The organism is Saccharopolyspora shandongensis (assembly GCF_900106995.1).
GTDB classification, from domain to species: Bacteria; Actinomycetota; Actinomycetes; order Mycobacteriales; family Pseudonocardiaceae; genus Saccharopolyspora; species Saccharopolyspora shandongensis.
Genome location: NZ_FNOK01000048.1, coordinates 67,630 through 78,773 on the forward strand (window position 1 = coordinate 67,630; position 11,144 = coordinate 78,773).

Annotated in this window: 9 protein-coding genes and 2 pseudogenes; 7 read left to right on the top strand and 4 right to left on the bottom strand. The window is 70.2% G+C overall.

From position 1 onward, the window contains the following. The first annotated feature begins 87 nt into the window (after positions 1 to 87). A complete protein-coding gene (locus tag BLW84_RS35065) occupies positions 88 to 522 on the top strand; it encodes a MarR family winged helix-turn-helix transcriptional regulator (RefSeq protein WP_093274529.1) in 435 nt (144 codons plus the stop codon). Positions 523 to 799: 277 nt separating this feature from the next. Here BLW84_RS35065 and BLW84_RS35070 read toward each other — a convergent pair whose 3' ends face one another. Beyond that, positions 800 to 1,714: an alpha/beta fold hydrolase gene (locus BLW84_RS35070; protein ID WP_093274532.1), complete on the bottom strand. Its 915-nt coding sequence runs from the start codon at positions 1,712 to 1,714 to the stop codon at positions 800 to 802. 514 nt (positions 1,715 to 2,228) lie between these two features. On the opposite strand from BLW84_RS35070, the gene BLW84_RS35075 reads away from it, so the two are divergent. Continuing rightward, on the top strand, positions 2,229 to 5,474 hold the full coding sequence (locus BLW84_RS35075; RefSeq protein WP_093274534.1) for an AfsR/SARP family transcriptional regulator: 3,246 nt from the start codon (positions 2,229 to 2,231) through the stop codon (positions 5,472 to 5,474). A gap of 21 nt (positions 5,475 to 5,495) precedes the next feature. Here BLW84_RS35075 and BLW84_RS35080 read toward each other — a convergent pair whose 3' ends face one another. Next, the gene (locus BLW84_RS35080) at positions 5,496 to 6,056 is read right to left on the bottom strand and encodes a dihydrofolate reductase family protein (protein ID WP_093274537.1); all 561 of its coding nucleotides are present in this window, start codon (positions 6,054 to 6,056) and stop codon (positions 5,496 to 5,498) included. 699 nt (positions 6,057 to 6,755) lie between these two features. Between BLW84_RS35080 and BLW84_RS35085 the strand changes: the two genes are divergently transcribed. The 3 genes from BLW84_RS35085 (at position 6,756) to BLW84_RS35095 (ending at position 8,876) form a co-directional block, all read left to right on the top strand. After that, complete coding sequence (locus BLW84_RS35085) at positions 6,756 to 7,523, top strand: VOC family protein (protein ID WP_093274539.1); 768 nt, start codon at positions 6,756 to 6,758, stop codon at positions 7,521 to 7,523. 189 nt (positions 7,524 to 7,712) lie between these two features. Continuing rightward, positions 7,713 to 7,970, top strand: a complete 258-nt coding sequence (locus BLW84_RS35090; protein WP_093274542.1) for a PLD nuclease N-terminal domain-containing protein — start codon at positions 7,713 to 7,715, stop codon at positions 7,968 to 7,970. 120 nt (positions 7,971 to 8,090) lie between these two features. Beyond that, complete coding sequence (locus BLW84_RS35095) at positions 8,091 to 8,876, top strand: IclR family transcriptional regulator (RefSeq protein ID WP_093274544.1); 786 nt, start codon at positions 8,091 to 8,093, stop codon at positions 8,874 to 8,876. Between the two features lie 400 nt (positions 8,877 to 9,276). Here BLW84_RS35095 and BLW84_RS35100 read toward each other — a convergent pair whose 3' ends face one another. Together BLW84_RS35100 and BLW84_RS35105 are read right to left on the bottom strand one after the other, a co-directional pair. Continuing rightward, positions 9,277 to 9,768 (bottom strand): hypothetical protein, encoded by a 492-nt coding sequence (locus BLW84_RS35100; RefSeq protein ID WP_143061206.1) that lies wholly within the window; start codon positions 9,766 to 9,768, stop codon positions 9,277 to 9,279. A gap of 23 nt (positions 9,769 to 9,791) precedes the next feature. Next, a pseudogene (locus tag BLW84_RS35105) lies at positions 9,792 to 10,067 on the bottom strand (GNAT family N-acetyltransferase); the annotation flags it as partial. Positions 10,068 to 10,150: 83 nt separating this feature from the next. On the opposite strand from BLW84_RS35105, the gene BLW84_RS35110 reads away from it, so the two are divergent. Beyond that, positions 10,151 to 10,810, top strand: a complete 660-nt coding sequence (locus BLW84_RS35110; RefSeq protein WP_245761605.1) for a TetR/AcrR family transcriptional regulator — start codon at positions 10,151 to 10,153, stop codon at positions 10,808 to 10,810. Continuing rightward, positions 10,807 to 11,144: pseudogene (locus BLW84_RS35115) on the top strand (phenylacetate--CoA ligase family protein); the annotation flags it as partial. The gene BLW84_RS35110 and the pseudogene BLW84_RS35115, both read left to right, overlap by 4 nt.

The following is an 11,144-nucleotide window of genomic DNA, read 5'->3' on the forward strand; positions in this document are numbered from 1 at the left end:
TCGGGTGGATCACAGGCAAGCATCCATCATTGAAAAAGTCAATGATTGAGATCTGCTACTCTTGCGGCGCGACACGGAGGAGGGCGCATGGCAGAGACCCAGGCGCGGTTGCTGGCGGACGACATCGGGTTCCTGCTCTCCCGGGCAGGCGGAATGGTGCTCGGCGCGGTGAACAAGGCGCTGGTCCCGCTCGGCCTGAAGGTGCGCTCCTACTCGGTGCTCGTGCTGGCCTGCGAACACTCGGCGGGCGTCAACCAGCGCAGCGTCGCGGCGACGATGGGCCTCGACCCCAGCCAGATCGTCGGACTGATCGACGAGCTGGAGGAGCGCGGCCTCGTCGCGCGCACGCCGGACCCGGCGGACCGCCGCAACAGGCTGATCGCCGCCACGGAGGAAGGGCACCGGGTGCGCGATGAGGCGCAGGAACTGGTGGACCAGGCGCACAGCGCGTACTTCGGAGACCTGCCCACCGAGGTCGTCGCCCAGCTGCGGGAGATGCTGGGCCGGATCGTCTTCCCTTAGCGGGCGCTGCGCGGGCACGCATGTGATGTGGCCCCCTGGGGCGCAGGGCGGCGATTTCGCGCGAAATCGCCGCTGGTACCCGGACACCTTCGGATGGGCCTGGCGGAGCCATTGCGAAACGACCGTCAGGCGCTAGCCGGATGTGGGCGCCCTCCGCGGAGGACGCCCACATCCGTTGGGGTTGCGGTGCTTTCACATCGCGTTCGTCTTCGGTTCGGTGGGCCGAAGCGGCCCGCCCGGGTGGATCCGATGATCATCGCGATCCGCGGCCCGTCCGTCATCGGGTTTCCTCGACGGGCGCGTCGAGGAAGGCCGGGATCATCGGCAGCAGCAGCTCGGGGCGGTGCGGCGCGGTGACGTGCGAGGTGCCGGGCAGGATCGCCAGCTGCGCGTTCGGCAGGCCCTCGGGGGTGTCGCCCATGACGCCGCCGCCGAAGAGCCGGAACATCTCGACGGCGTGCTCCGGCCGGACGATGTCGGAGTCGCCGATCACCGTCAGCGTCGGGGCCGTGACCGCACGTGCGGCGTCCGGCGAGACCGACGGGGCCGGGTTCATGTCGTACTCGATGACCCGGGACACCAGCCGCGGGAAGTCCTCCGGGCGCGGCGCGTTCTTCAGGTAGTCGCTGTGGAACGGCGATCCGTAGAGGTGTTCCGGACGCAGTTCCGCGATCCCGTCCATCACCCCCGGGTGCATCCCTTCGACGCCCAGGCCGCCGGAGAGCAGCACCTGCTTGCGCACCAGGTCCGGGTTCTTCAGCGTGATCTCCAGCGCGATCCCGGCGCCCATGCTGTAGCCGAGGACGTCGGCGCGCTGGACACCGATCTGCCGCAGCAGCGCGACGGTGTCGTCGGCCATCTGCGACGTGCGGAGCGGGCGGTCGACGTCGGCGGTCCGACCGTGGGCCTGCTGTTCCACGGCGATGACCTCGCGGGTCTTGGCCAGCTCCGGGATCAGCTCCCCGAAGTCGGTGCTGATGCCGGACAGGGCGCCGTGCAGCAGCACCAGCGGCGGCTGGTCGGTCGGGGTGCCGTACCGCTCGTAGTACATGCGCAGGCCGTTGACGTCGGCGTACGCACCCGGAGTCGAGGTGGCGGCGGCCGGCTCGGCCGGGGCGTTCGCGGCGCCGCACCCGGTGAGCAGTGCGGTGGCTGCGATTCCGGCGGTGAGTGCGAGGGCGATGCGCTTCATGGTGATCTCCTGTTCGCGGTGTTCGCTCTGTTGTCACCACAGTGCGCGCGGCGCCTTCCGGATTGTTTACGGTCGCCTTCCGGCCCAGTTCGGACGCGGTGGAAGGCGGTTGGGTGGCGCCGTTTTCGCGCGAAAACGGCGCCACCACGCCTGCCGGATGACGGTTTCGCGCGAAACCGCCGCCCCGCCACCGAGCGGCGCCGCCCCGAAGCCAGGAGCGCGACCTGCCGATTTGCGGGATCAGGGCGGAAAAGCCTCTATGGAGGCTGTTTTGGATGTCGTGGTGTGGAGTTCGGTAGGGCGGGGTTTTGTCTTTGAAGCGGCGAAGCCGCTTGGCCCACCCTCGCAGCTTGCACCGCTGCGGGTTCTCAGGGGTCTTCTCGCGAGGACAGCCCCGATGTGGTGAATTGGCATTCATGAGTCGGGGATCCCACAGCGAGAAGGCGCCTGAGGTTCCGCTACCCGCACCGCCACGCAGAACGAGCCTGGAAACAGGGCTTTATAAGCTGCGCTCATGCGTTTCGGTGTGTTGGGCCCGTTGACGGTGTGGACCGACAGCGGCTCCGTCGTGCCCGTGCCGGGCGCGAAGGTGCGTGCCCTGCTGGCTGATCTGCTGGTCGACGCCGGTCAGCCGGTGTCCGCGGACCGGCTGGTGGACGACATCTGGGCCGAGGATCCGCCGGGCAATCCCGCGGGCACGCTGGCGGCCAAGGCCTCGCAGCTGCGGCGCGCGCTGGAGGATGCCGAGACCGGCGGCCGGGACCTGGTGGTGTCGCCGCCGCCCGGCTACCGCCTGGCCACCGCCGACGTCGACGCCCTGCGCTTTCGCGCGCTGCTGGCCGACGCCCGCGAAACCTCCGACACCGCGACCCGGGTCCGGGTGCTCGCCGAGGCGGTCGACCTGTGGCGGGGGCCCGCCTTCGCCGACTTCCGCGACGCGGCCTTCGCGCAGGCGGCCATCGCGCAGCTGGAGGAACTGCGCCTGGTGGCCGTCGAAGAACTCGCCGAGGCACGGCTGGTGTTGGGCGAATACCGCGAGGTGGCGGGAGATCTCACGACGTTCGTCGCCGCGCATCCCCTGCGCGAACGGCTGCGCGCGGCCCAGCTGAGGGCGCTCTACGGGGCTGGACGCCAGGCCGAGGCCCTCGACGGCTACGAGGATCTGCGCAGGCGGCTGGCTGACGAACTGGGCGTGGATCCGAGCCCGGAGCTCGTCGAACTGCAACGGTCGCTGCTCGCGCAGGATCCCGCCCTCGCCGCGCCGCGACCGCAGCCGTTGGTTCGGCGGCGCACCAGCAACATCCCGGCGCAGCGCACCGAGCTGATCGGCCGGGACGCCGACCTCGGCGAGCTGGGCCGCGCGGTCGCCGAATCGCGGCTGGTCAGCCTCACCGGGCCGGGCGGCGTCGGCAAGACCCGGCTCGCGCTGGCCGCGGCGGCGAGCGTGGCCGAGAGGTTCCCGGACGGCACGTGGCTGGTCGAGCTGGCGCCGCTGCAGCCGACCGCGACGGACGAGGCCGGCTGGCTCGCGGAAGAGGTCGCGCAGGTCATCGGCGTCCGTGCCGCGGAGGACGGGCCCGTCGACCCCGTCGAAGCATTGGGCGAAGCGCTGGCCGACAAGCACCTGCTGCTGGTGCTGGACAACTGCGAGCACGTCGTCGACCATGCCGCGGACCTGGCCGAGCACCTGCTGCGCGCGGTGCCGAACCTGCACGTCCTGGCGACCAGCCGCGAACCGCTGCGCCTGCCCGGCGAGGACATCGTGCCGCTGCAACCGCTGTCCGTGCCCACCGCGGACACCTCGTTCAACGATCTCGCGCAGTCGCACGCGGTCCGGCTCTTCGTGAATCGCGCCCGCGCGAGTGCTCGCGACTTCGCGCTGGACGCCGACAACGCCGACGCCGTCGCGACCCTCTGCCGGCGGCTCGACGGGATTCCGCTGGCGCTGGAACTGGCCGCGACCCGGGTTCGCGCGCTCGACGTGCACGAGATGGTGTCCCGGCTGGACGACCGGTTCCGGCTGCTCGCCACCGGCCACCGCGGCGCCCCGCCACGGCAGCAAACGCTCACCGCGATGATCGACTGGAGCTGGGGGCTGCTCGACGACACCGAACGCGCGGTGCTCCGCCGCCTCGCGATCCACCCGGGCGGATGCGTTCTCGAAGCCGCCGAAGCCGTCTGCGCCGCAACGGCTTCCGCCGATGAGGACGGCCACCTCGACACCGCGACGGTCGCCGATGTCGTCGCGCGGCTGGTGGACCGGTCGCTGGTGCAGCAGAGCGGGCGGCGCTACCGGCTGCTGGAGTCGGTGACGGCGTTCAGCCTCGACCGCTTGGCCGAGGCGGGCGAGGACGTGGCGGCGCGGCGCGCGCATCACGCGTACTACCTGGCGCTGGCCGAGCGCGCCGCGCCCGAGCTGCACGGCGCCGATCAGCAGCGCTGGCTGGGCCGCCTCGACGCCGAGGACGCGAATCTGCGTGCGGCGCTGGACGGCTTCGTGCGGGACGCCGACGCCGACTCGGCGCTCCGGCTGGTGCACGCGCTCGCCTGGTACTGGCTGCTGCGCGGCCGGTCCGGCATGGCGTTCCGCTGGGTCGATGCGGCGCTCGAACTGGGCGGCAGCGCGCGGCACCGGGCACCGGTGTTGGCGTGGCGCCTCACATTCGCCTTCCAGCAGGGCGATTTCAACGATGCCGCGTCGCGCCGGAACGAGGTTTCGGCGGCGCTGGCCGCGCTCGACGACCCGGCCGTTCGCGCCCGCGCCGAGGTGATCCTCACGCTGTCCGCATTGGACTCGGGCGACGATCAGGACCTGGAAACCGCCGTGCAGCAGAGCCTTTCGACGTGCCGTGAGCTGGGCGACCGCTGGGGCGCGGCGACCATCCAGCTGGCGCTGGCGAAATCGGCGCACAGCCGCGCCGATGTGGACGCGTTGGCGCGGCACTCGCAGGAAGCGGCTCGCTCGTTCGCCGAGCTGGGCGATCGCTGGGGCCGGCTGCAGGCCGCCGAATGGCTCGGTGGCCTGGCCGAGCTGACCGGTGATCTCACCGGCGCCGCCGAGATCCACCGCGAGGCGCTGGTGCTGGCGCAGGAACTGGAGATGTGGGGCCAGGTGGCCGCCCACCTCGGCTGGCTCGGCTGGATCGCGATGCAGCACTCCGAGTTCGACCGGGCCCGCGACTTCGCCGAGCAGGTGCTGGTGCTGTCCGCCGACCACGGCTACGACCCCGGCCGGTTGTTCGCAACGATCGTGCTCGCGTTCACCGCGCGCCGCGACGGCAGGCCCGACGACGCCGAACGACACCTCCGCGAACTGCTCGCGCTCAACGCAGACGGCCCGGAAACGCCGCTTTTCCTGCCGATGCTCCAGGTCGAACTCGGCTACGTCCTAGAACAACGCGGTGAAGCGGCCGCCGCCATGGCCGAACACCTGCGGGCCTTCGACGGAGCCCAGCGCATCGAGGCCCCGCGTGACGCCGCGTTCGCACTCGGCGGCTCCGCCGCGGCGGCCGCGGAGCTCGGCGAGCACGACACCGCCGCCCGGCTGCTCGGCGCCGCCGAGGCCCTCCGCGCCGCCACCGGGATGCCGCTGCTGCCCGCCGAACGACCCGACATCGACCGCGTCGCCGATGTCGCGCGCACCGCGATGGGCGGCGCCGCGTTCGACGCCGCCCACGCGGAAGGCCAAGGCCTGACCACGGATCAGGCCCGCGCGCTCATGGTCGCCGCCGGCGATGCGGACCTGCTGGACCGGGTCTGAGCCCGGCATCCGGGCCATCGCTCAGGACTTCTTCGGCGCGTACTGCAGAGCGACGATCCCGCACTCGAACGGCGTGGCGGCGACGAAGTCGAACTGCTGGTTCGCGCCGGTGGCACCGAAGACCGGCATGCCGGCGCCGATCGCGGTCGGGTTGACGATCAGGTGCAGCTCGTCGAGCAGGCCCTCGGCGATCAGGCTCGCGACGAGCGTGCCGCCGCCGTAGGCGATGATGTCGCCGCCCGGCTGCGCCTTGAGCTCGCGGATCGTCTCGACGAGATCGCTCGCGACGACGGTGTTCTCCCACGGCGATTCGGTCAGCGTGGTGGAGATGACGACCTTCGGCGTGTTGTTGATCCGGTCGATGCCCTCCTGCGTCTCGTCCGCCGGCTGCGAGGCCCAGTGCGGGATGAAGCCCTCGGCGAGCTTGCGGCCCAGCACGATCGTGCCGATCGGCTTGTTGAGCGCGTCGATGTAGGAGGCGAGGTCCTCGCTCCACGGCAGCGTCATCCAGTCCATCTCACCGTTCGGCCCGGACATGTAGCCGTCGACGGTGGTCTGGACCTGGAGCTTGAACTTGCGCATCGGTTGCGTTCCCTTCGGGTGGGCCGGTCGGCGGGATCCGTCCGGCGTCGTCGTGTGCTGCAAGCTTCGCGGGGACGGCTTACGGGATGTTTACGGTTTTGCTCCGGTACCCCGGAACCGGACGAATCCCCGGCGCGGAATCGGTGCGCAAGGCCGTGACGCACTCGGCCGCCGTCGCGCTCCACAGCCGCGCGGTTCGATCTGCGGCACAGATGGCCGCAATGCAGTCCCGTCTGCCCCGATCGCGACATCGGCGATCAGGCTGTTGTGCACGCTGCACTCGGCGTCGTCTGCGCCCACACCTGCAGGACCCCATCGTTTCGAGGTCGCCAGCCGCTGCCCGTCCGGGCTGATCCAGACGTTGGCGATGGCATTCCGGTGTCCGGTTAGGACGGCTCTTTCCCCACCATCGGGATGCCACCGGCCCACGTCCGGGTCTCCGTTGGCTTGGGTTGCGAGGAAGGAACCATCCGGGCTGACCAGAACCTTGGTGATGGGTCCCGGGTGTCCGGTCAGGACGGATGAGCGGCGAGCATGCCGCACTCGCCAGTTCGCTGGTAGGCGGAACGGCGACGTCGCCCCCGGCCGCGTTTCGGTTCGTCCGCAAGGTGTTTCGGCTGGAGATCGAAAGCCGATCGACGTGCGGTTGTCGGACCCCGTCGCTACCGTCGCCCCACACGGCCACGACAGGGAGAAGTGATGAGCGAGCTGACCACCGCCCAGCCGACGGGCACGCCGACCTGGATCGACCTCGGCATCCCGGACCTCGATCGGGCGATGGCGTTCTACGGGGCGCTGTTCGGCTGGGAGTTCGAGGTGGGTCCGGAGGAGACCGGCCGGTACACCATGTGCCTGCTGCGCGGCAAACCCGTCGCGGCGATCATGCCGAACCTGGATCCCGACGCCACGGACTTCTGGTGGAACCTGTACTTCGCGACCGATGACTGCGACGCCACGGTCACCAAGGCGGTCGACGCGGGCGGCTCGGTCCTGGCGGGACCGATGGACGTGATGGACCAGGGCCGGATGGCGATCATCCGGGACAACACCGGCGCGCAGTTCGGGCTGTGGCAGGCCGGCGCGCACCTCGGTTCCGAGATCGTCAACGAGCCGAACTCCTTGCTGCGCAACGACCTGGTCACCGCGCAGCCGGGGCCCGCGCGCGACTTCTACGCCGCCACCTTCGACTACGTGCTGGACGACAACCCGGACATGCCGCGCGCCGACTTCACGTTCCTGCGCAGGCCGGACGGCCACGAGATCGGCGGCATCTTCGGCGACCCGAACGCCGGGAAGTCCCGCTGGACGACCCTGTTCCAGGTGGCGGACGCCGACGCGGCGGCGCGGCGGGCCGTCGAGGCCGGCGGCACCGCGGGCGAGCCCTTCGACATGATCTACGGCCGACTGGCCGTGATCACGGATCCGTTCGGCGCGGAGTTCGAGGTGGGCTCGCCGAAGGCGAGCTGAACCCGGGGTGGAAAGCCGTTCCTACGACTGAGGATTGACGCGGACTACGACCTGTGGAGTACCGGAAGACCAGTGCCGGGGATGACGCGGTAGTACGCGCCCGCCGAATACCGTCGTTCGTGTTGACCGGTCGCGAGCAGGCGACCGGAGAAGAAACGCGCTACGGGCGCGGACAGGAGAAGTCACGCCATGCTCTCAGTCGTTCAGCAGGCCGCCCTCGCCGCCGACAGCGGCCTGTACTCGGTCGGGTTGATCGTCGCCGCGCTCGCGGTGCTCGGGTACGTCGTCTTGGTCGTCGGGGCGCTGATCAGCGTCCTCGCTTCGCACCAAGGCCTTGGGATGAAGCTGGTCTGGATCGTGCTCGTGTTCATGGCGCCGTTCCTGGGCAGCCTCCTCTGGTTCTTCATCGGCCGCCGGTCCACGCGCTACCCGTACCGGACCGCCTGATCCTGCGGCGCGCCGCGAGAAGGCTTGAGCAGCATGGAGTTCTCGTCGTCGGCCGGTTCAGCCGGGCGTGCCGCCGGTGCGGGTACCGGCGGCGCTCGTCGGTTGCCGTAAGTTCTGGGCATGGCAATCGGTGGAGATTCCGCAGGTGGGGCGCAGCGTCCGCTGCTCGTGCTCGGCAAGATCGCGGAGATCCTGAACGCGTTCACGCTGCGGCAGCCGTCGATGACGTTGCGGGAGATCCAGCAGGCGACCGGGCTTCCGCAGTCCACCGTGCAGCGGCTGGTGACGAACCTGGTCGCGCACGGGTTCCTGGACCGCGCCGAGGACCGGTTCCGGCTCGGCGTGCAGATGGCCTACTGGGGTGCTGCCGCGGGCAAGGACCTCGACGTGCTGGGCGTGGTCAACCCGGTGCTGAAGGACCTGCGCGACGCGACCGGCGAGACGGCGTGCTTCTTCCGTGTCGAAGGCGAGCACCGGGTGTGCGTGGCCGTCGCCGAGACACACCACGCGCTGCGCAGGGCCATGTCGGTCGGCGACATCGCGCCGATCACGGTCGGGTCGTCCGGCCGTGTGCTGCTCGCCTGGAACCCGGGGCTGGCCGAGCGCGTGCTCGGCGCAGAGCTGCCCAGGCTGACCGAGAGCACGGTGACGGATCGGGACGAGCTGCACCGGCTGATCAGGCAGACGGCGGCGGAGGGGTACGCGATCACGGTGGGCGAACGCGTCGACGGGGCATCGGGCCTGGCGGCGCCGGTGTTCGACTCGGCCGCCGACCTCCTCGGCGCGGTGATGGTGCACGGGCCGACGCTGCGGATGCCCTACGAGAAGTGCGTGGAGTGGGTCGACGTCCTGGTGGAGCACGCGGAGCGGATCACCCGAGCGCTCGGCGGCCGCTACCCGAGCTGACCGGGAGCGCTGCTCGTCCATGCCTCGATGGCTTCCTGTGGCCCGCGTGTCATCGCGTCGAAGCGGTTCGACGCGAGCTCGTCGCCGCCGGGCCGGGTGATGAATACTGTCCACTTAGGACCAGCATTGATCAGGGCTGCACGATCATCGGCCCGAGCCGTGGGCGCGACCGATCAGTCCTGCTTGCGATTTCCGGGCTCTTGTCGGCAGGTGTGCGCCGTGAGCGGAATGGCCGAAGTGCTGCTGACGAGTGCGGAGAGTGAGGCACGCCGAGATCGCAACCGGGACCGGGGGCCGTCCGCGAGAGCGGGTTCGGGCCGATCAGGTTGCGATCTCGTCGTCCAGCGGGCTCCGACGCCCGGCGATCAGGTGTTTCCGTTGCGCCGCTTGGAGAAGCGGGTCACTGGTACCGGACGTCGGAGCTCAGGTAGGACACGGCGTCCTGCAGCCGGTCCAGGGCCTCCTTGCGGGTGCTCTCCATCCATTCGGGGTCGTCGTCGTCGCTGCGCCACACGCCCCACAGGCTGATCAGGTACAGCATCGCGACCGCGGCGTGGTTGGTGGCGTTGAGGATCTGCGCGCCGGCGTCGTCGGGATCGGTGTGCTCGGCGATGGTGACGAGCTGGTGCTGGAGGAGCAGGACGCGCCGGTGCAGCAGTTCCAGGGACTCGCCGGGATCCCCGTCGGTCGCCAGGATCCAGCCCTGGACGACGTCCTCGGTCTGGTCGCCGAGCTGCTCGGCGACGAGGCGTTCGACGTGGGTCAGCAGCGCGCCGAGCAGGAACGGCATGTCGCCGGGGTCGGCGCCTTCGTCGGGGGACTGGATCTCGGCGCCGAGGTTGCCCATGGCCCGGACGACGGATTGCGGGGTGGGTGGTTCGATCTGCGTCATGATCGTGATCATGTAAAGCGCGTTCACCCGTTTGGCCTTTTATGCATTATTTCGCATGAATTGTCGTCCGGGGCCCGGCCGTGCTCGGCGCTATGCCTGGGTGGGGCGCATCGAGACGTACGCGTTGATCCCGGTCCGCGCACCTTCTTGCGCCTGAACTTGCGGAAGCCGAGCTTCTCGTAGAGGCCGAGCGCGGGCGCGTTGGTGTCGGCGATGTCTTCGAGCACGTACGTCTTGAACTGCGGGAAGGTGAGCACGTGCCGCAGCAGCGCGGTCGCCACTCCGTGCCCCCGGAAGGCCGCGGCCGTCGCATCTGTCGGCTCGGCCGCTGTTCGAAATTTTCCAGTTGATGGAAAATTCCAGTGGGTGTACGTTTTCCTTCGTGGAGGAGTCGCGACGCGAGTGGAAGAAGCAGCTGACCAGACGCCGGATCGTCATGGCGGCCGTCAGGTTGTTCGAGGAACAGGGGTATGAGCAGACCACGGTCGCGGAGATCGCCGCCGTGGCGGATGTCGATCCCAAGACGTTCTTCAACTACTTCCGCAGCAAGGACGAGGTGCTGTTCAACGACGCCGCACGGGACTTCGACGTGCTGTTCGAGGCGATCGCGGAACGCCGGCCGGAGGAAGGCCCGGGCGAGGTGCTGGCGCGGGCGGTCCAGACGTACGCCGCTCACCGCCGGCCCAAGGTTCCCCGCCGGGAGCCCGCAGAGCTGTCGGCGGCGGCCCGGCTGGCGCTGACCACGCCGGCGCTCCAGGCCAAGGGGCTGTACCTGCTGCTGGACCTGCAGCAGCGGATCGCCGGTGAGCTGCTGAAGGTGTTCCCCGGCCAGCTCGACCCGGTCACCGCGGCGGCGATGACCGGCGCCGTGATCGGCGCCATCCAGCAGGCAGGCCTGGCGAGCGTCCAGCTGGACCGGTCACAGGAAGAGCTGTGGGAAGCCGCTCAGCACGGCCTCGACATCGCCCAGCACGGCCTGCTTTCGGTGCGGCCGTCCGCCGGAAGCCCCAATCTCACCGGAGAAAGGACCAGCTCATCATGACCGAAAGCGTCCGGCGCCTCGCACGCGACGCACGACGAGACATGCGGCAGGGCGCCGAGGCGATCGCGCGACGGCAGCGCGCCCGCCTGGCCGAGATGGTGGCTTACGCCCGCGCGAACTCGCCGTACTACCGCGAGCTGTATCGCGACCTGCCAGACAAGGTCGACGATCCGGCACTGCTCCCGGTCACCGACAAGAAGACGCTGATGGGACACTTCGACGACTGGGTCACCGACCGCCAGGTGACCCGCGAGCGGGTCGAGGCGTTCGTCGCCGATCCCGACCTCGTCGGGGCGCGGTTCCAGGACCGGTACCTGGTGGCCACCACCTCCGG